This window comes from Streptomyces triticisoli, from assembly GCF_003270085.1.
GTDB classification, from domain to species: Bacteria; Actinomycetota; Actinomycetes; order Streptomycetales; family Streptomycetaceae; genus Streptomyces; species Streptomyces triticisoli.
The window spans coordinates 20,121-38,977 of sequence record NZ_QFDQ01000069.1 but is presented as its reverse complement, the minus strand read 5'-3'; the positions used below and the strand labels follow the sequence as shown (position 1 = coordinate 38,977).

Annotated in this window: 15 protein-coding genes and 3 pseudogenes; 7 read left to right on the top strand and 11 right to left on the bottom strand. The window is 70.2% G+C overall.

Going from position 1 to position 18,857, the window contains the following annotated elements; translation table 11 throughout:
* Positions 1-304: 304 nt before the first annotated feature.
* Both DEP02_RS12625 and DEP02_RS12620 read left to right on the top strand, forming a co-directional pair.
* Positions 305-1,687, top strand: a complete 1,383-nt coding sequence (locus DEP02_RS12625; RefSeq protein WP_112467408.1) for an MFS transporter — start codon at positions 305-307, stop codon at positions 1,685-1,687.
* A 23-nt stretch (positions 1,688-1,710) separates the two neighbouring features.
* Complete coding sequence (locus DEP02_RS12620; RefSeq protein ID WP_232839076.1) at positions 1,711-2,250, top strand: MarR family winged helix-turn-helix transcriptional regulator; 540 nt, start codon at positions 1,711-1,713, stop codon at positions 2,248-2,250.
* 237 nt (positions 2,251-2,487) lie between these two features.
* On the opposite strand, the gene DEP02_RS12615 is transcribed toward DEP02_RS12620, so the two are convergent.
* From DEP02_RS12615 to DEP02_RS12605, 3 genes and pseudogenes are all read right to left on the bottom strand, one after another.
* On the bottom strand, positions 2,488-3,336 hold the full coding sequence (locus DEP02_RS12615; protein ID WP_438947757.1) for a MerR family transcriptional regulator: 849 nt from the start codon (positions 3,334-3,336) through the stop codon (positions 2,488-2,490).
* Positions 3,337-3,464: 128 nt separating this feature from the next.
* A complete protein-coding gene (locus DEP02_RS12610) occupies positions 3,465-3,974 on the bottom strand; it encodes a glutathione peroxidase (RefSeq protein WP_112467406.1) in 510 nt (169 codons plus the stop codon).
* Positions 3,971-4,219, bottom strand: a pseudogene (locus tag DEP02_RS12605) (helix-turn-helix domain-containing protein); the annotation flags it as partial. The gene DEP02_RS12610 and the pseudogene DEP02_RS12605, both read right to left, overlap by 4 nt.
* On the opposite strand from DEP02_RS12605, the pseudogene DEP02_RS12600 reads away from it, so the two are divergent.
* Positions 4,216-5,133, top strand: a pseudogene (locus DEP02_RS12600) (MFS transporter); the annotation flags it as partial. The pseudogenes DEP02_RS12605 and DEP02_RS12600 sit on opposite strands and share 4 nt — an antisense overlap.
* A gap of 131 nt (positions 5,134-5,264) precedes the next feature.
* Here DEP02_RS12600 and DEP02_RS12590 read toward each other — a convergent pair.
* A complete protein-coding gene (locus DEP02_RS12590; RefSeq protein ID WP_232839078.1) occupies positions 5,265-5,693 on the bottom strand; it encodes a hypothetical protein in 429 nt (142 codons plus the stop codon).
* Between the two features lie 316 nt (positions 5,694-6,009).
* On the opposite strand from DEP02_RS12590, the gene DEP02_RS12585 reads away from it, so the two are divergent.
* On the top strand, positions 6,010-6,228 hold the full coding sequence (locus DEP02_RS12585; RefSeq protein WP_112467404.1) for a hypothetical protein: 219 nt from the start codon (positions 6,010-6,012) through the stop codon (positions 6,226-6,228).
* Positions 6,229-6,280: 52 nt separating this feature from the next.
* Here DEP02_RS12585 and DEP02_RS12580 read toward each other — a convergent pair whose 3' ends face one another.
* The gene (locus tag DEP02_RS12580; protein ID WP_112467403.1) at positions 6,281-6,601 is read right to left on the bottom strand and encodes a GYD domain-containing protein; all 321 of its coding nucleotides are present in this window, start codon (positions 6,599-6,601) and stop codon (positions 6,281-6,283) included.
* A gap of 659 nt (positions 6,602-7,260) precedes the next feature.
* Here DEP02_RS12580 and DEP02_RS12575 point away from each other — a divergent pair.
* On the top strand, positions 7,261-8,202 hold the full coding sequence (locus DEP02_RS12575; RefSeq protein ID WP_112467402.1) for an NAD-dependent epimerase/dehydratase family protein: 942 nt from the start codon (positions 7,261-7,263) through the stop codon (positions 8,200-8,202).
* Between the two features lie 176 nt (positions 8,203-8,378).
* Here DEP02_RS12575 and DEP02_RS12570 read toward each other — a convergent pair whose 3' ends face one another.
* Both DEP02_RS12570 and DEP02_RS12565 read right to left on the bottom strand, forming a co-directional pair.
* The gene (locus DEP02_RS12570) at positions 8,379-8,603 is read right to left on the bottom strand and encodes a helix-turn-helix domain-containing protein (protein WP_112467401.1); all 225 of its coding nucleotides are present in this window, start codon (positions 8,601-8,603) and stop codon (positions 8,379-8,381) included.
* The gene (locus tag DEP02_RS12565) at positions 8,603-9,223 is read right to left on the bottom strand and encodes a DUF2975 domain-containing protein (protein ID WP_112467400.1); all 621 of its coding nucleotides are present in this window, start codon (positions 9,221-9,223) and stop codon (positions 8,603-8,605) included. The genes DEP02_RS12570 and DEP02_RS12565 overlap by 1 nt, the downstream gene beginning before the upstream one ends.
* 345 nt (positions 9,224-9,568) lie before the next feature.
* Between DEP02_RS12565 and DEP02_RS12560 the strand changes: the two genes are divergently transcribed.
* Complete coding sequence (locus DEP02_RS12560; RefSeq protein ID WP_198668408.1) at positions 9,569-10,447, top strand: universal stress protein; 879 nt, start codon at positions 9,569-9,571, stop codon at positions 10,445-10,447.
* 78 nt (positions 10,448-10,525) lie between these two features.
* Here the strand turns inward: DEP02_RS12560 and DEP02_RS12555 are convergent, their stop codons facing one another.
* Positions 10,526-10,684 (bottom strand): hypothetical protein, encoded by a 159-nt coding sequence (locus DEP02_RS12555; RefSeq protein ID WP_232839075.1) that lies wholly within the window; start codon positions 10,682-10,684, stop codon positions 10,526-10,528.
* A 410-nt stretch (positions 10,685-11,094) separates the two neighbouring features.
* On the opposite strand from DEP02_RS12555, the pseudogene DEP02_RS35980 reads away from it, so the two are divergent.
* A pseudogene (locus tag DEP02_RS35980) lies at positions 11,095-11,207 on the top strand (tyrosine-type recombinase/integrase); the annotation flags it as partial.
* A 253-nt stretch (positions 11,208-11,460) separates the two neighbouring features.
* Here the strand turns inward: DEP02_RS35980 and DEP02_RS12545 are convergent.
* The 3 genes from DEP02_RS12545 to DEP02_RS12535 all read right to left on the bottom strand — a co-directional run bounded on the left by DEP02_RS12545 (position 11,461) and on the right by DEP02_RS12535 (position 18,856).
* Entirely contained in the window at positions 11,461-11,982 is a 522-nt protein-coding gene (locus DEP02_RS12545; RefSeq protein WP_112467399.1) for a GNAT family N-acetyltransferase, read from the bottom strand.
* Between the two features lie 331 nt (positions 11,983-12,313).
* A complete protein-coding gene (locus tag DEP02_RS12540) occupies positions 12,314-13,399 on the bottom strand; it encodes a hypothetical protein (protein WP_112467398.1) in 1,086 nt (361 codons plus the stop codon).
* Positions 13,400-14,191: 792 nt separating this feature from the next.
* Positions 14,192-18,856 carry a caspase, EACC1-associated type gene (locus DEP02_RS12535; RefSeq protein ID WP_112467397.1) on the bottom strand — a complete coding sequence of 1,555 codons (4,665 nt, stop codon included), beginning with the start codon at positions 18,854-18,856 and terminating at the stop codon, positions 14,192-14,194.
* Position 18,857 lies beyond the last annotated feature (1 nt).

The window sequence follows — 18,857 nt, the reverse complement described above, 5'->3', positions numbered from 1 at the left end:
TTAATCAAAGCTTTGATTAGTCGGGGACGGTACTCCCACTGCGGCGCCGTGTGAACCCCCACCCGGGATTTTTTTCGCGCGGGCGGCCGACGGCCTTCTTCCACGGGCGGCTGACGGCGGACCCGATCACGGTCCTGTCCGGAGTCTTGCCAGGGTGGGAATCGTCACCTAACTTGTGCGCTCGAGGCCCGGGAGTGTCCAAGAAGCATCCGACGACGGCGTCCGATGGGAACCCCGCGCCACTGGTCGAACCGTGGGCGGACGGCTCGGCTCCTCTTCCCTGTCCCAGCTCGAGGAGCCCTTCATGGCCCGCACCCACGCCTGCCCATCCCCGGAAACAGCAAAAACGACGGAAACGGTTTCTCCTGTGCTGCGCCGGGCAGCCACCGCCAGTTTCATCGGCACCGCGGTCGAGTGGTACGACTACTTCATCTACGGATCCGCCGCGGCCCTGGTGTTCGGACCGCAGTTCTTCCCGCAGTTCTCCGCCACCGCCGCCACCCTCGCCGCCTTCGCCACCTACTCGGTGGGCTTCGTGGCCCGGCCCATCGGCGGCGTGATCATGGGGCACTTCGGCGACCGCATCGGACGCAAAACCATGCTGGTGGTCTCCCTCACCGTGATGGGCCTGGCCACCACCTTGATCGGCCTGCTGCCGACGTACCGGACCATCGGGGTCTGGGCCCCCGTCCTGCTGGTGCTGCTGCGCTTCGTCCAGGGCCTCGGGGTCGGCGGTGAGTGGGGCGGTGCCGTTCTCATGGCGGTCGAGCACGCGCCGCCCGGCAAACGCGGTTTTTACGGCAGCTTCCCGCAGATGGGCGTGCCGGGCGGCCTCATCCTGGCCAACGTGGTCTTCCTCGCCACCTCCCACGGCCTGGGCACGGCCGCCTTCGTCGACTGGGGCTGGCGCCTCCCGTTCCTCGCGAGCTCCGTCCTCGTCGCGGTGGGACTGGTGATCCGGCTCAAGGTCGACGAGAGCCCGGAGTTCTCGTCGGTGCGGCAGGGCGACGCGGGCCAGGAGCGGGCACGCATGCCCGTCGTGGAAGTGCTGCGGCGACAGTGGAAGGACGTGGTCCTGGCCGGCGGCACCTTCATCGGCAACAACGCCATCGGCTACATCTTCATGGTCTACATCCTGGCCTACGGCACCCAGAACCTCGGCTTCAGCCGCGATGACATGCTGGTGGTCGTCCTCGGCTCCGCCGTGGTGTGGCTCGGTGCCACGGCCTGGTCCGCACACCTGTCCGACCGCTTCGGCCGCCGCCGCGTCTTCGTGGCCGGAGCGGTCGGCCTGCTCGTCTGGTCCGCGGCCTTCTTCCCGCTCGTCGACCTGGCCTCCATGTCGGCGTTGGTCCTGGCCATGACGGTGATGGCCATGGCGCTGGGCTTCACCTACGGACCCCAGGCGGCGCTGTTCTCCGAGTTGTTTCCCGCGAAGCTGCGCTACAGCGGCAGTTCGCTGGGCTACCAGCTCGGTGCGATCCTCGGCGGCGGTCTCGCACCGACCCTCGCCACCGCTCTCTACGACATCGGCCACAGCAGCCGGCTGGTCACCCTCTACCTGGTCCTCATCACGGCCTTCAGCCTCGCCTGCCTGATCCTGCTGACCCGCAGGCCCACGGGCGCCGCGGTTTCGAACCGGGTCGTCGAGCGGGTCGGCGGGCAGGAACAGCCGAAGATCCGATAGGACGTCCGGCCTACACTCCTGAGGTGACCCAGGAACAGCCGGACCCCGGACAACTGCACTTCTGGTCCTTCATCGACCACGCGGTGGCACGCACGGGCAGGGAGCTGGCGGGCATCGATCCGCTGGCGATGCGGTTGGTGCTCACTCTGACCCGTGCGGCGAGCATGCTCGTCTACGACCTCGAGTCGACCGTGCACCGCCCCCGAGGCTGGTCCTGGCCCGGCTTCCGGGTGCTCTTCGCACTCTGGCTCGCCGGTCCGCTGGAGGCGAAGCAAGTGGCGGAGCTGTCCGGTATGAGCCGGGCCGCCGTCTCCGCACTCATCAACACCCTGGGACGGGAAGGGCTGGTCACCAAGGAACGGGCACCGCACGACGGCCGTGCGGTGCAGCTCGGTCTGACCACGGAAGGGATCGCGGCCGTCACCGGAGCCTTCCAGGCGCACAACGCGCGCGAACAGGAGTGGGCGGGATCGCTCAACAAGGAGGAGCAGGAGACCCTGATCAGCCTGCTCGACAAGCTCACCGCCCACTCCGTCCACTTCCAGGCCCGGCACCGCACCTGACCGACCCCCGCCCGACGTGCCGAGCGGCAACGGACAGCGGAATGCGGCTGAGCGGCTGCCTGCGGGCAGTCGTGCCTCCCCGCACGGAGCGTCTGGGAGCCCCCAGGGCGACGGGGTCCCCCTGCTCGTTCAGAGCTTGGGGGAGGGTGGGCTGGAGCTGGTCCCCCTGCTCGAAGAGCTTGCGGAGGCACCCGGCCGGCGCGGGCAAGCGCACTCACTCGCGCACCGCGACTCCGTTCACCTCACCGGAAACGCCACGTCGCACACCGCGTCACCCGGCCCCGACGCCTCCCAGTCGGCGAAGTACACCTCCCGGCACGGTCCCGCCTGCTCCAGCCCCTGCTCGGCGATCCACTGCTCCACCGCCCCGAACGCCGCCAGGATCTGCGGATGGGCCACCTGGGCCTTGGTGATCCGGGTGTACGCCAGCCGCCGGGCCGGCTCCACCCGCACCTTCGTCTCCCAGGCCCGCCCCCGCGCCTTCGCCCACGCCCGCGCCGCCGCCTCGTCGGCGACGGGCACGCAGGACTCGGCGGGCCCGTCGCTCTCCATCGAGACCTCGGAGTGGTAGACGACGAACGGCGCGCCCGTGACACCTCCGCACGTGCCCGCCGCGGCCTCCAGCCGGGTCAGCGACGCCCCGATCCACGCGGGCAGCTCACCGGCGAGAATGTGCCGGGTCTCGCTGATCACCACCTGCTCGGGCACGTCGACCGTCCCGACCTCGAACTTGCCGTACATCTCGGAGCTCCTCCCCGACAGTCGTCCACGGAGGTAGTCGGCGAGAGTCCGCTGCCCGGCCACCCGCGTCTCGACCTCCGCCCAGTAGGCGGTGAGCCGGTCGGCGGCCTCGGCCCCGTCCGCCTCGACCACCTCGGCGACCCGGGCGAGCGGCATGTCGAGCTGCCTCAGCAGGGCGACCAGCCGGGCGCGCTCGGTCTGAGAGGCCCGGTAGTAGCGGTAGCCGCTGACGGCGTCGACGTGGGCCGGGACCAGCAGGCCGAGACGGTCGTACAGCCGCAGGGCCTTGGCCGACAGCCGGGCCCGCGCGGCGAACGCGCCGATGGTGAGCAGCTCTTCGTCCACGCCCTCATCCTCCGTCACCGGGCGGCCTGTTCCGCCCGGCGAGAAGGACGCTCGCCCTTGCCCCAGGGGCAAGGTCAACACCCGTGGGACGGCACCTCGGACGAGCTGCGCCTCAGGCGAGGTGCGCCTCAGGCGAGGTGCGCCTCGACGGCCGAGACCAGCTCGGCGGCCTCCGGCTCGGTCTGCGGCGAGAATCGGGCGACGACCTTGCCGTCCCGTCCGACCAGGAACTTCTCGAAGTTCCAGCGGATGTCCCCGCTGTGCCCCCCGGCATCGGCGAAGCCGACCAGACGCTCGTAGAGCGCGTGCCGCCCCTCCCCGTTGACCTCGACCTTCTCGGTCATCGGGAAGGTGACGCCGTACGTCGCCGAGCAGAACTCGGCGATCTCCTCGGCACTGCCCGGCTCCTGCCCGAGGAACTGGTTGCAGGGCACTCCGAGCACGGTGAAACCCCGTCCCGCGTACCGCTCGTGCAGCTTTTCGAGGCCGGCGTACTGCGGGGTGAGCCCGCACTTGGACGCCACGTTCACGATGAGCACGGCCCGTCCCACGTACTGCCCGAGCTTCGCGGAACCGCCCTGAAGAGCGCCGATCTCCACATCGAGCGGAGAGGCGCCGTTGCTGTCTGCAGTGGTCATGCCCGGATGCTAGCGGTGCCGGGTGACGGAACCGCCCCAGCGCCGGACCCCGAGCCCGCCTCGACGAGGACCTGCCCGGCCCCCGTCCGCGAATACAGCACCGACCGCCCGGCCCGCCGCCGATCCACCAGCCCCGCGTCCAGCAGTACGCGCAGATGGCGGCCGACGGAGCCCAGCCCCTGCCTGGTCAGGGCGGTGAGCTGGGTGGTGCTGAGGGGTGAGCCGAGCAGGACCAGCACCTGGGCGAGGAGTCGGGTGGGGTCTGCTGAACGAGATCCTCGCCAAGGATGGTTACCTGCTGGGGCGTTCGGTGTTCAACATGATGAGCGAGGTCATGCAGATCACCGGATACGCGACCGGCGGAGTGTTGGTGGCCGCCCTGTCACCGCGGATCACGCTGCTGCTGTCGGCCGCACTGTACGCCGTGGCGGCCGGGGTGCTCCGCCTGGGCCTGAGCCGCCGCCCGCCCCGCTCCCGGGGCCGTGCGTCCGTGTCGGCGACCTGGCGCACCAACGCCCTGCTGTGGTCGTCGCGCCCGCGCCGTCTGACCTACCTGGGCCTGTGGCTCCCCAACGGCCTGGTGGTCGGCTGCGAGTCGCTCTATGTCTCCTACGCCCCCGCCGCCGCGGGCACGCTCTTCGCCTGCGGGGCCCTGGGCATGCTGGCCGGCGACGTGACAGTGGGCCGACTGCTCCTGCTCGCCGTACGCCGCCGCCTGGCCACACCGCTGCTGCTCCTGGCCGGCCCGTACCTGCTCTTCGTCCTGCACCCGCCCGTGCCGGTGACCGCCTGCCTGGTGACGCTCGCCTCGATCGGCTTCGGCGCGAGTCCGGTCCAGCAGGAACACCTGATGACCCTGACCCCCGACGACCTGAGCGGCCACGCCCTGGGCCTGCACTCTGCGGGCATGCTCACAATGCAGGGCGTGAGCGCCGCCCTGGCCGGCTCGGTGGCCCAACTGACGTCGTCCGCCGTGGCGATGACGGTGATGGCGACGGCGTCGACGGCGGTGACCCTCGCCCTGGCGACAGCCGCCCGCCGCTCTACCTCCGAACCCGCGAAACCTTCTGCTCCCTTCCTCCGTTCACCCACGCCCGACACACCCACCGGCCAAGCGCACCCACGGCCACAGACACAAGAAGAGCGCCCCAGTCGATGACGTGTGGCAATCCGGGAAAGAAGGCGAAGAACCCGATCGTCCCCAGAAATCCGACCGTGAACCCGAACCCTCCGGCCCACCGCCGCCGGCCCCGTACCCGACGGGGCTCCTGCTGCTCGCTCATGACCGGCTCACTTCGTGACGTGATGGCACTGGCTCACTCGCCGCACTCCGTTGACGTGGAGATGGGCGCATGCCTTGCCATAACGAGGCAGCGTCTGGGGGGAGTTGTTCCGCATGGGGTCGATCTTGCACTCGTCGTGTGTCCTGCCGCGTGAGGTGCGATAGATGCGGTTGCTGGTGTCGGCGTACGTGAAGTCGATACGCCAGTTGCAGAAACCGCTGCTGAGCGCCCCCACGAAGGCGCAGTCGACACCGGCGTTCTGGTACGTGATCTGCCGTCCGCTCCCGCGGACGATGTGCGTGAACATGCAGCCCGTAGGGACCTTCATCGTCACACCACCCACGCTGTACTCGAAGGTCCGCACGGGGGCCGAGCCAACCGCCGAGGCACGGGCGGCCGTCGGCGAGGTGAAAACGAGCGCGCCGGCCGCGCCCATGGTGGTGATGAGACGCGCGATCCGCGGAATGACCAAGGTGATCCCCTCCTGGATGGTCTCTTGCTGACCACCGGGGACAACCGCTCCCGGGCAGGGCGAGTTGTGGGAAGCCGATCTGGTTCACCGTCCCAGGTGATCACCAGATGACCGTGCTGACCTGCAGAAACGTTATACGTCACGCAAATGGCGGCATGTGGCCGCAGGAGTCCGTGTCACTGGTTGTCGGACGCCGTGGACTCCGCGAGTCGCATCTCCGATACCCCGCCCATTCCCGGGCCCGGCGGCGGAGATCGGTGATGGCCTGCTCGTCGAGCCTGTGAACCGTGAACTCCCGGTCGTCGATCCGCTCCGCGCCGACGAGGTGGGTCCGCAGGTCGGTGAGGTCGAAGGTGTCATCGGCGCGGCGGCGACCGAGCTCTTTGAGTTCCGGGTGGCTCCACCGGTCGGCGGGGACGTGGACAGCGACGAGGCCGGGAGCGAGACCTTGGCCGGAGAGCGCCGGCCCGTACGGCGCCCCCACCCGGCGGGGAAGTAGTGGTACGCGGGCCGGATGACCACGAGTCCGACCGCTTCATCCACCCTGTGGTTCACACGCCGGGCGCGCGGAAGGCGACCTGTCGGCGGGCGGCCTCGTCGATCTCGTCGAGGGTGAGGAGGGGGGTGGCCCGGGTGTGGAGGGCGCCGCTGGCCTTGACGGAGAGGCTGACGGCGGCCATGGAGACCGGGTCGGGGAAGTCGACGATGAGCACGATGTCGTCCTCGCCGAAGGCGAAGTACATGGCCTCGACCTTCCCGCCGAGACCGGTGACGACCTGGTCGACGGCGGCGCGGCGGCCACTCGCGCCTTCTTCGAGCAGGCCCTTGGTGCCCTCGGGCGTGTAGGTGGCCTGGATGAGGAACTTCGGCATAGGGGCGCTCCCTGCCCGTCGATCGTCCGGTACGCACAATGAGCTTCCCGCTGTCGCTCGGGCCGCCACTCACCGAGCGGCCGGATTCACCCGTTGGATGCCAAGCCCGCTTTCCGCTGATCGCAGAGTTGGGATGGGAGGGAGCGCGGGAGCTGGTGCCCCGCACGTTGCACGGCAGTTCCCGCGCCGCGCTGATCCACCCGCACATGATCGGGCCGTCACCCATCGGACCTGCTCCGCTGATTCCACTGCGGCGGACACCCCGAGCGCCCCTCCGCCGGAGCCACGGCCAGAGTTTGCCGCCACGGGACGGGATGTGATGCCGGGGTGGGGAGAACACGAGGTGGGCGACCGGGCCGGGCCGCCCGGGGAGGGGGTACAACCCCATGGCCCGGGTGCCGAGCATGCGGAAACCGCCCGAGCGGCGGGGAGAGCCGGCGCCGTTCGCCGGGCCCGAGGCCGTGGCCTGGGAGCGGCGCCGGCGGGAGGAGGGCGAGTGATCACGGTTGAGCGCGGCTGATCACGGCTGATCATGGCCCCGGAGGGAAACCGCTGCGAAGCGCTGTGAACCGCTGAAGCCGGCCGAACTCGTAGGTATGCGCCACCCGGTGACACGTATTCGACGCACCACCAACGCACGCTCGCGCTACTGTGCGAACGTGAGCCTTCATGTCGTTTTAGGTTTCGGACCCGCCGGGGCGGCCACTGCTCGACAGCTGGCCGAACAGGGTCGTTCGGTGCGGGTCGTCACCAAGTCGGGCCGAAGCCCGGAGCCCGGGATCGAGCACGTCGCACTGGACGCGAGGGACAACAGGCGGCTGATCGACGCCGTGCGGGGCGCGACCGCGATCCACAGCTGTGCCGCACCGCCCTACCACCGCTGGGCAAGTGAATGGCCGCCGCTGGCCTCGTCGGTCTGCGCGGCGGCCGAGGTTACCGGGGCCGTCCTGGTGATACTGGGCAGCCTCTACGGCTACGGTCCGGTGGACGGCCCCATGACCGAGCAACTGCCGCTCGCGGCGACCGGTCCCAAGGGGCGGGTGCGCGCCGCCGTCTGGGAGCAGGCGCGGAAACTGCACGAGCAGGGTCGTATCAAGGCGGTCGAGGTACGGGCCTCGGACTTCTTCGGGCCCGGAGTGACCGACGGCGGGCACCTGGCCGCGCGGGTGGTGCCACGGCTGCTGCGCGGCAAGCCGGTCTCCACGCTCGGGGATCCGGACACCCCGCACAGTTGGAGCTATGTCCCCGATGTGGCCAGGGCTCTGGTCGAGGTCGCGGGCGAGGAGCGGGCCTGGGGACGGCCCTGGCACGTCCCGACGGCGCCCGCGCTGTCCACCCGGGAGATGGTGGACCGCCTTGCCGCCGAGGCGGGAACGGAGCCGGTGGCGGTGCACAGGCTGCCGACCGCCGTACTGGGTGCCGCGTCGGTCTTCTCCCCGCTGATCCGCGAACTGAAGGAAGTCCGCTATCAGTTCGACCGTCCCTTTGTCGTCGACTCCAGCGCTTACGAGGCCGAGTTCGCGGTACGGGCCACGTCCCTGGACGAGCAGGTCAAGGCGACCGTGGACTGGTGGCGTGAGCGGTTGGCGACCACCGGGTGACAGCTGTCGCAGGGAGCCCTGGCAGGCCATACGGGCGTAGGGCCCGCACCGGCGGGAGACGGTGACGCACGGCACGGCCGGGGAGACGACGAAGACCAGGGGGCGGGTGAGGGCGGGCGGCCGGTTGCTGCCGGTGTTGAAGTCCGATGCCGACTAGGGCCGTCGGCCGGCCGAGGTCAGTCCTCGCGGACGCTGAGCAGGTCGCCGGGTTGGCAGTTCAGTTCGCGGCAGATCGCGGTGAGGGTGGAGAAGCGGATCGCCCTCGCCCGGCCGTTCTTCAGGACGGAGAGGTTGACGACCGTCACCCCGACCCCGGCCGCCAGTTCGGACAGGGTCATGCCGCGGTCGGCCAGCAGTCGGTCCAGGTGGACCTGAACCCGGTGTTCCTCCTCCGGCGGCATCAGACCAGCCCCTCGGTGTCGGCGCGCAGCTTCGTACCGCGCCGGAAGACCTCGCCCAGGGCCAGGACGAGGAGTGCGAGCAGGAGGTACTCGCCGGAGAAGGTGGCGGAGACGGGGATCCGGTCGGCGAGGGGGGTGCCGCCCACCAGCGCCTGCGTGGTGCTCGACAGCAGCACCGGGGAGAGGACGGCCTGCACCAGCACCGTGAGTCCTATGACGCTCAGGCGTCGGGCGTTCTCCGGTACGAAGACGTCGCCGCCGCGCAGAGTCCTGGCCATCTGCAGGAGGAGGACCAGGACGAGGAACAGCAGCAGGCTGTCGACGAACTCCGGCAGGGCGAGCAACAGGCGCTGGTGCAGGTCGGGGTCGGCGAAGACGAGGTCGGCCTGGTGAGTACCGGCGAGAGTCATGCCGTGGCCCGCCACCGTGTCGGTCATGGTGTCCGGCACCCGGGTCGGGGTCCCGACCTCGACCTCGCGGGTGTGCACCGGGCCGGCGAGGCCGGCCGCCCCGAGGGCCGGGAGCAGCATCCCGAAGACGCCGACCAGCGCGGCGGCCAGGCCCAGAACGGCCTCCAGCAGCCGACTGTCGGTCCGGCTCCACCAGGACTTCGTACCCATGGTTGCTCCCCTTGCCGCTCGCAGCGTGCTTATCGTTTGTCGATAGTATCGACAAACGATAAGCGTGCCGTCAAAGTCGGGGGTTCGTTCCTGAGTGCCGGAGGCTGCTGACAGTCCCGTGGACGAGTGCGGCATCCAACACCCCATACGGTCCGCCACACGGTCCGCCACACGGTCCGCCACACGGTCCGCCATACGGTCCGCCGTCCGTCTCGAAGCGAGCCGGTGGCCGGCCGGCCGCGCAGGGCCGCTACGGTTCTGCTGTGGTCCAGGATCTGCTGTGGTCCACGGCCTGGCCGCCCTCGGCCGGACTCGATCCGCGGCAGGCAGGAAGAAGGGTGTCTCATGGCAAACCCGGTGGTCGTCGGAGTGGACGGCTCGCCTTCGAGTCTGGAGGCGGTGGAGGCCGCGGCGCGCGAGGCCGCGCTGCGCGGGGTCGGACTGCGGCTGGTGCACGCCTTTGGGTGGCCGTCGCTGCACGTCCCGCCCGGTGTGCCCCCGTGGAACCCGAACACGGCGGGGGTGCGCGAACTGCTGGACGGCACACTGGCCGAGGCCGAGCAACGGGCGCGTGGTGTCGCACCGGGCGTGGAGATCACGCGTGAGGTCACCGTCGGCGAGCCGCTGATGGTGCTGGAGATCGAGTCGCGCACCGCCTCGCTGGTCGTGGTCGGCAGCCGTGGCCTGGGTGCGTTCGGCAGCCTGCTGCTCGGTTCCACCGCCGTGCACCTGGCCGCCCACGGCCACTGCCCGGTGCTGGTGGTGCGCGGCAGGCCGGATCCGGCCGGGCCCGTCCTGCTCACGGTGGACGGCTCACCGGCGGGCGAGGCAGCCGTCGAGTTCGCCTTCGCCGAGGCGTCGCTGCGCGGCGCGGACCTGGTGGCGCTCCACGTGTGGAACACCTGGAGCGAGCACGCCTACGAGGGTCCCGGTGATGCTCTGAACGTGGTGGCCGACGTCGAGCGGCTCCGGGAGGAGGAGCAGCGGCTCCTGGACGAGACGGTGGACCCCTGGCAGGCGCGCTATCCCGGAGTCACCGTGGAGCGGCGCCTGGTGCGTTCCCGGATCCGCCCGGCCCTGATCGAGGCCAGCCGGGAGGCACAGCTGCTGGTGACCGGTGCCCGCGGCCGCGGCGGCTTCACGGGTCTGCTGCTCGGCTCCGTCAGCCAGGCCCTGCTGCACCACGCGCACTGCCCCGTCACCGTGGTCCGCGGCAAGGAGTGACCCGGACCTGCCGGACACCACCGTGCGGTTGCCGCCGGAGGCGGGAGCGGCTTTCGACGCCCAGCGTCTCCGCGGCACCTACCGCTTCTGCGTCCTGCGGTACTTCAGCATCGCGGCGATCCGGGCTTGGTCCGCCTGGCCGTTGAGCTCGACCAGGAGATCGTCGGGGCACAACTCGTAGAGGTCACCCCACCATCCACGTCCTCGGTCGTCCCAGATCCGGTAGCCACCGGGCACCCCCTGGCAACGTAGCGTCTCCTGCTCACCCTTGCCCTGCTCCCGGCATGACCCGTGCCGTCATCCACCGTCATCCGCTGTCATCAGCCGCCATCCAACGGGACTTCCTGCGCGTCACCAGCCGAGCGGGCGTAGCCGCACGAGTGTGGCCGCACGAGTGCGGCACGGCGCCCGGAACGCCGAAGGGCCGACCCGGGAGGCCTCCTCCTGAGCCGGCCCTTCTCACGGTCGGGGAGCCGGTGAGCGGCCGGAGTGGGGTGTGGGCGTCTCGTCAGGCCTTCTCGACTCGCACGGGGTGGCCCGCGAGGAAGTTGGTTCATGTCGTCGGTGTCGGAGGTGAAGACGGTTGCCTGGGCTCCCTGTGCGGCTTCCCGCCCGGCCACAGCGGCCAGGACGGCGTCGTCGGCGTACACTCCCGGATCAGCATCACCATGGACGTCTGCACCACGTCGTGCAGGACACCCAGCGCGAGGCGATGAGCCACATGGGCCGCCTGCTGCGGGGGCGCCCCGGTCGTCAGTGACCGCTCCCGTTGATGTCAAACCTGGATGTCGAAGGCCCCGGAGCAAGATCAAGATCGGTCCGGGTCCTTTTGCCCGGTGTCCCGGCAGGATTCGAACCCGCGACACCCGCTTGAGGCAAGCCACGGTGAGGCGCAAATCGAACATTCACGAGTTCCGGCAGCACCCGCACCGGGGCTCAGGTAGTGAACAGCGCCCGAAGGAGGGCAGCTGACCGCTTGGCTGACCCTCGGGCATCCGCCGTCGAGCGGTGACTCAAAGATTCTTTCGCAAGAGAACGCACACCGTCTCGTGGCGATGGATCGACCCGTCGGGTCCTTCCTCGTCCCAGGCATCGGGCCTGCAGCCGTACGCGGCATAGCCCAGGCGCTCATACAGGGCGCGAGCCCGAGGGTTGTTCTCCTCCACGGCGAGTTCGGCCCTGCGCAGGCCGCGGTTCCTGATTCTCTGCTCGGCGGCTCGGATCAGCAGCGTTCCCAGACCGCAGGACTGCAGTGCCGGGGACACGGCGAGCTGCCACAAGGTTCCGGCTCCCTCGGAAACCTGATAGTCGATGCCACCGATCGCCACCGGCAGATCCACAGGAGTGCACACAGCCAGGTAGTCCACCTCGCCGGCCGTGGCACGCGCCAGCGCTCGCTCTACCTGGCGCAGGTGAGTGGCCGAGCCCGACCAGGTGCAGGCGGGCAGGTCTCGGGGCAGCAGGTCACGCACGCTGACGGGAATGACGATGGTGGCATCGGTGGATTCGTGTGCAGTAATCACGGCTGTGAGCATGCCGACCGACGCGATTGCATGGCAATGCATTTCTCCTGCCTGGAACCGCGCGCCGGCGCCAATGTGGCCGGCGGCGGAGTGCTGCCGCTTCTCGGGTTCTGGCTCAACCGTGACGTTGGTCCAGAAGACACGGATGACCGACCCCTTCGTCCCGAAGCAACTTGCGTGGGCGGTCGACCAGGGGCCGGTATGACTCCTACCTGGTGCGATGATCCACAGGCTCCGCCCTTGTTCGCTGGTGTGCATGGGCGTTGTCACCCGGTCAGACGCTCACCGAACCGTGACGCTTGAGGTTTCCGACCATGCGGTTCTGATTCCCCGCAACTGCCGCTCACGACCGTGTGGCAGTCCCGCACCCCGCATCGCCGGCCTCCCGCATGCGTGTTTCCATCGACGTGCTCCGGTCGTACGGGTCGACCTCGGGACCGTCTCCCGGGCGCGAGGCCGCGCGCTCTGCGCTGAACTCGGGGGTGAGGTAGCCGGTGAAGGTGTCGCAGCCGCCGTTGGTGGTGTCCACCTTGTAGGAGACGAGGGAGAACGTACCCGGCTCGACGACGACCTTCGCCGGATCGTCCCAACTCATCACGACCTCGCGGCGCGCGACTTCGTCGCTTCCCGCTGCAGCGCGTACGACCGGATACACGTACGTGACATCGGTGGTCACCTCGACCGCACCGCGCCTGCCTTCTCGGTACGTGATCCGCCCTCGTGTCTTGACCACATCCCCGACAAGCCGGACCTTCGTCTTCTCGAACCGGCTGAACAGCAGCAGAGGATCGTTCTCCCGGTTGGGCGCACGGAACGCGGTCGCCAGGTAGTCCTGGACATCCTGCTGATGAGGATTGATCAACGCGATCGCCTTCCTCGGCCGCTCCCCGCGCAGCACACCAGGATCCAGACTGGACGCGGCGAGGAAGTCCCGGGTCTTCTCGAGCGCCTGCGCGACCTGACCCTTGCTCATCCAGCCGGTCGCCCGTGCCTCGGGCAGGCCGATCCCAGCCGTCCCGTCACCCCACTGCGCCGCGGGCGACCCCCTGAACGGCTGCTCCGCGGTCGGACGTTGGACTGCCGCTTCCGTCGGCGGCGGTTGATCCGGACGTTCCGACTCCACGGCGAGCGGCACACTCTCGCCGCCTCCGCCTCCGAACCATCCAGCCACCCGCCCGGGATCCAGCGCCACGACCAGCAAGGCGACCGCAACCAGCAGACCGACCGCGTACCAGCCCTTACCACCTTGCCGCCGGGCCGGTTGGTGACCCCGCCACGGCTCCGGCCGGCCGGTCTCCTCCCGCAGCCGCCGCGCCACCATCCGGGCCCGCGCCGACGGCTCCTCGGGCGCGTCCTTGGTCCCCGCCCCGGCTTCACGAAGGAAGCGCTCCCACTCCTCGTCCGGTATGGACTCCCCACCCTTGCCCACGATGGGCCCCCGCCCTTCTTACGTACCCGGCCCCACCCCAGGGCCGGTCATCTTCCGCATCATCACACAGCTCGGTTTGGCTCCATGACCGCCGCATGCGGGACTCCGGCTCGGGGAACTTGCGCGAAAGGTCGGTACGGAGCGGCTTCGAGCTCCTCCTGAAACGCTGCCGAGAGGACGTAGTGGCACGCCGCCTGGAACGGCAAACGGCGAAGGGCCGGCCTGGGAGGGAAACCCCCTGAGCCAGCCCTTTCCTTCTGTGCCCCCGGCAGGATTCGAACCTGCGACACCCGCTTGAGGAGTTTCCATGGGCCGGGCTGACCTGCGGAGACGTGGGCCGCAGCGTGTCTGACCAGGGGAAGGACTCCTCCGCGGTTCTCACGTGTTCACGGTGTTTCCCGTCCTTGTGTGTGCTGAATACGTGCCGGTGGATGCCGTCCGACGAAGGCATGGGTTGCTCGGGGGAGCCGATGAGCGGCCGGAGTGAGGTGCAGGCGTCTCGTCAGACCTTCTGTGGAGGACATTCAGGCGTACCTCGCGGGCGAGTCGGTACGCCGCCTCGGCCGACCGGTGCCGTGACCGGCCGCCGATGCAGCAAGACCGCGTCCGTGCCGGAGATCACGGAAGGCCACCCGCGTGCCGCCCAGTCGTGGACGACGGCGTGGAGAGCGGGTGTCTGTGCCTCGTGCCATCGTCCTCGCGTGCTGGAGATCCCCGGGCGAGAAGACGGCCCACCACCGCTTCCCACCCAAGCTCCCCCCAAGGAGTTGAGCTCACCAACACCGCTTGGTGTCAGTCGCAGGACGTGCGGTAGGTCAGGTGCGGGAACAGTTGTTCCCACTGGTCTTCGGGGACGCTCAGGGGATGGGACCTGCACAGGGCTTCGTAGAGGCGGTCGGTGTCGAAGTCGAGCACGTAGGTCCTCCCGCCTGTCAGGCCGGGGCTGCCCGAGCCGGTGACAGCCAGCCAACGAGGGCCCTGCGGCGAGGTTGCCGGGGGCACGTATACCGCATCTGCGGTCTTCAGCGTGACGAGTCCGGGAGTGCTCCACCGCCCGTCCTTCCCGACGGACCAGACGCGATAGGGCTCGCTCGTCACCGCGTAGCGACCGTCTGGGGTCATAGTGATCGACGTGACCTCGTGGTCGAGTAAGAGGTCGCCGCGCTTCTTCCGGGGATGAGCGGGATCGGTGACATCCCAGAACTCGACGGTTCCATCGCGGAGTGTCGCCGCCAACTCCCCCTTGCGCGTGGGGAAGTAGCCCCCTGCGGCTGCCGGAAGCAGGCCGCCCCTGGCGGGGTGCGCGGGCCGGGAGAGGTCCCAGAGCCGAATATTGTCCGCCACGTCCTCGGTGACGAGAAGCTGGGACGAGGGGACGGACATCGAGCCCTTCCCCGTCGCCGCGCCGTCGATGCGCCCGCCCTTGAGAGGCCGGGCAGGGTCGGAGACGTCCCAGAGCCTGATGTGCCGTCCTTTCTCCACCGTCGCCAGCGACCGCGCCCCGGTGAACCACAGGTTCCCCGTGGCCCCGAGGCCCCCACTCGCCCGCGCCTCGATCGTGCCCCTGCGCACGGGCTTCGCGGGATCCCCGATGTCCCACACCGCGATGTCGGGCTCCTCCCGCGAACCCACCGTGAGGAGACGGTTGTCGGGACTCACGGCGACGCTCGGGGCGTCGGCGGTGAGCCGGATGCCGCGGCCCTTCTTCAGGGCTCCGTCGGAGTCGAACCGCCACAACTGGAAGGTGTGGTCCAGCCCCTTGGTCCAGTGATGCGCCAGGAACACGGGCGTCTTGTGCCGGGTCAGGAAGTACTTCGCCTCCCATGCCCTCGGCAGGGTGTACCGGACCCTCGGTGCGCCCGGGGCGCTGACGTCCCACACCCTTGTCGTGCTCGTGTGGTCCGCGTTCACCTGCGAGGTGATGACGAACTCACCGTCGGGACTGAACGGGCTGGTCCCCGCCTGGGGCGTGACGTAGATGCCGCCCTTGAGCGCGGGCGCCCAAGGCCGGTCGGGCCACAGCCGCACTTCTCCACCCACCTCACCGGCCGCCAGATACCGGCTGTCCGGGCTGTAGGCGACCGACTGGGCCGGCTCGCCCGTCGGCAGGGTGACCTCGCGCATGCTGTCCACGAGATCCGATACCTTCCTGTTCACATCGGCCCGCCTGACGCCGCTCTTGCCGTTCGCTCCGGCAAGGTGTGCGCCGTCCCTGCTGAACGCGAGCGACGGAATGCCGTCCTGGTTGTAGCCCCAGTAGTCCAGGTGCTCCTCCGCCTTCACGCGCCGCAGCTCCCGTCCGTCCGCCACCTCCCACCAGGCGATCTTCCCCTCCGCACCGGTCGCGACCACCAGGTCGCGCCGGGGATCGGCCGCGACCGCCATGACCGTGTCGGCCCGCTCCGTGTCCCGCAGCACGGGCCGGTCCCGATCGCTCACGTCCCACAGCCGCACCTGTGCGGGCTGCCCGCTCCCTGCTTCTCCGCTGCCGTTGCCTGTGATCAAGTGGTGCCGGTCGCGGGTGAACGCCAGGGAGATCACCTCCGTCTTGGCGATCGTCCGCTGGGTACGCAGTGCGGGGTGGACGGGGTCGCTCACGTCCCACAGCCGCAGCTGTCCCTTCCGACTGCCCGCCGCGACAGTTCGGCCGTCCGCGCTGAACGCCAGCGTGTACGTCACACCGTGGGCGATCCGAACCAAGGAGAGCCGCCGTGGCTTCACCGGGTCCGTGGTGTCCCACAGCGTCAGTTCGTCCGCCGACTGCGCTGCCAGGAGCCGTGAACGTGGATGGTAGGCGATGGCCGCACCGCTCCTCAGCGTGAAACGGCCCGCCTCCACCGGCACGGCCGGCTCGGACAGGTCCCACAACTGGACCCGGCCGCCCCGGTGACTCGCGGCCAGGACCTTGCCGTCCGGGCTGTAGGCGACGTTGAGCACCGGCTTGCGGTACGGCTCCTTCGGGACGAGGCGGGTCGGCGCGACGGTCGTCGCCGCCGTGTACAGGCTGGAGCGGGTCTCAGGGGTCACCGCGGTGCGGTAAGCGGCCAGGCTGAGGCGGAGCGCGGTCTGTGGGTCGCCTTCACGCATGGCGTCGGCTTGGGTGGCCAGTTCCCTGGCGATCAGACTCTCCTCCCGGCTCGCCGCCCGCTGGTTCTCGTGGAACGCCCACCCGAAGAGTGATGCGGCCACCAGGGACAGGGCCGAAAGGCCCGCGATCCAGGCACGGGTGACGAAGCGTCTGCGCTGTTGCGCATGACCGCTCGCGGCGACGAAGTCCCGTACCACCTGGCGGACTGGTAGGCGGACGGCTGCCGATGCGGCTGCGACGGTCGAGTCGACTGCGACCACCGGCCGGGCTCCCTGGACCGCGGGGGCGTCGTCCGCCGTGAACTTCTTCGCCTCCTCCAGGGCATCGCCCTGGTAGAGGCCGCTCGGCTTCCGTCCCGCCTCGGCCCAGCCCTCCGCCGCCGCGGTCAGCCGCCGCAGTCTCAGCAGGTCGTCCCGCACCTCGTCGATCCAGCCGCTCAGCCTCCCCCACGCGTGCAGCAGCGAGTCGTGGCCGAGTTGGGCCCCGCCCTCCTCGTCCACGACGACCAGGCGGGCGTCCGCGAGCCGGCGCAGCAGGTCCTCGCTGCCGGCCAGTTCCTCCCGCTGTACCCTGCGGCGTACCAACCGCCCCTCGCCGTCGACCACATGGACCATGGCCAGCAGAAGGCTCCGCAGAGCCGCGCGGCCGGTGTCGTCGAGAGCGTCGTAGATCCTGTCGGCGGCCCTGGCCACCGCGCCCCGTATACCTCCGGCGCCGACGTACCCGGCGTACGTGAGCGTCGTCCCCTGCCGCCGCAGCCAGATCTCCGGCAGGGTGTAGGCCAGGAAGGGCAGTGCCGCGGCGTCTCCCACGGTGTGCCGCTCCTCGTTCACGTCGCGCAGCAGGAGCTGCGGTACGCCCTCCTCCCACTGCAGGCCCGCGTACTCTGCCGGGCCCACGATCGCCGCCTCGACCTCCTCGTCGCCCAGCGCGGGCACGGCGAAGTGGCCCGTCCGCACGACAGGCGCCAGGCGGGGATCGCTCAGGGCGTCGCCGTAGTAGTCGGCGCGCAGAGCCAGGACGAGACGCGGGCCGTCCCCGTCCCCGTTCCCGCCCCGCTCTTCGTCCGCTCCCGCGGTGAGGGCGGCGGCGAACCGCTCACGTTCGGCCGCGTCCGAGCAGAGCGTGAAGTACTCCTCGAGTTGGTCGATGACGAGGACGCGCGGTGCACGGCCGGCCGTGGCTCCCGTGGCCGCGGGGCGGCTGAAGCGCCCCCGCTCCAGATCCCGTACGACCTCGGAGGGCTCCCTGCCCACTGCCCTCGCCCACCCCTCGGCAAGCGTCCGGAACGGCCGCTGACCCGGAGAGGACACCATCCACACAGGGCTGAGCCCCGCCTGTTCCGCGGCCACGCTCAGCCCTGCCCGCAGCAGCGAGGACTTGCCGACTCCCGACGGCCCCACCAGGACCACCGGCTCACCGGGCCTCGCCCGCTCGACACGCCGCAGCAGCTCCCGGGTCAGCTCCTCCCGGCCGAAGAAGAGACGGTGCTGCTCGGGGAGGAAGGGGAGGATGCCGGGGTAGGGGCAGACTGCGTTCGGATCCGGGACGTCGACCATCGGCAGCCCGGTGTCCAGGCACGGCCGCGCCTCGTACCGGCGGTTGACGGCGAGGGACAGCTCCCCCATGCGCGCGGTGCCACCGCCGTACGGGCGGGCCGCGTTGCCCTGGAGCCGCTGGTCGAGCAGCCGGTAGACCTCGCCCAGCGTCAGCCACTTCGGGCCGCCCGCGTCGCCTTCCCGCAGCAGGCTCAGCAACTGGCCGCTGAAGAGGGTGTGCTCCGCGTCCGGCGGGGCATACGCCAAGGCGTTGCGCATCGCGGACGCGAGCAGGTAGCTGCCGGCGGGCCGCGCACCGGCGAACGGGTCCATGGCGGTCGGCCGACCCGGCTCCTGGGCGTTCCCCGCGAAACAGCAGTCGAGGATCACGACCGGGTCGGCGGCGGCGTCGCTCAAGTAGCGCTCGATCTCCGTGTAGGGGATGGAGTGTGCCGTGTCCGCCTGGGACTTGGTCGTCGCTGTCGCCAGGTACAGCTGCTGACCGGGTCCGCGCAACCCGTGCCCGACGAAGTAGAAGAGGACGGTTCCTCGCTCGTATCGCTCCTCCGTGGGCTCGGCCCGGCCGATGGCCTCCGCCAGCGCCTCCAGGACATCACTCGGTGACGTCGGGTCAGTGATCAGCCTGACCCGATCGCCCATACCGCACACCGTGCTCAGCGCCTCGGCCACGTCCTGCGCCGACCGTAGAGCGGACGGCAGACCGGGCAACTGGTGCCCTGGGTGGGTGGCCGTCCCGATCACCAGCGCGTGGCAACCGGCTCCGGCCAGATCCGCTCCCACCCGCGGATCCCGCGCCCGCCGCGACGGCATG

Excerpts from the sequence above, each read along its gene's own strand:
- DEP02_RS12545 (WP_112467399.1), bottom strand. The coding sequence starts at position 11,982 with ATGCTCACAGCCGTGATTACTGCACACGAATCCACCGATGCCACCATC.
- DEP02_RS12570 (WP_112467401.1), bottom strand. The coding sequence starts at position 8,603 with ATGCCGCCGGAGGAGGAACACCGGGTTCAGGTCCACCTGGACCGACTG.
- DEP02_RS12610 (WP_112467406.1), bottom strand. The coding sequence starts at position 3,974 with ATGACCACTGCAGACAGCAACGGCGCCTCTCCGCTCGATGTGGAGATC.
- DEP02_RS12590 (WP_232839078.1), bottom strand. The coding sequence starts at position 5,693 with ATGGGCGCGGCCGGCGCGCTCGTTTTCACCTCGCCGACGGCCGCCCGT.
- DEP02_RS12580 (WP_112467403.1), bottom strand. The coding sequence starts at position 6,601 with ATGCCGAAGTTCCTCATCCAGGCCACCTACACGCCCGAGGGCACCAAG.
- DEP02_RS12625 (WP_112467408.1), top strand. The coding sequence starts at position 305 with ATGGCCCGCACCCACGCCTGCCCATCCCCGGAAACAGCAAAAACGACG.
- DEP02_RS12535 (WP_112467397.1), bottom strand. The coding sequence starts at position 18,856 with ATGCCGTCGCGGCGGGCGCGGGATCCGCGGGTGGGAGCGGATCTGGCC.
- DEP02_RS12560 (WP_198668408.1), top strand. The coding sequence starts at position 9,569 with ATGGCAAACCCGGTGGTCGTCGGAGTGGACGGCTCGCCTTCGAGTCTG.
- DEP02_RS12565 (WP_112467400.1), bottom strand. The coding sequence starts at position 9,223 with ATGGGTACGAAGTCCTGGTGGAGCCGGACCGACAGTCGGCTGCTGGAG.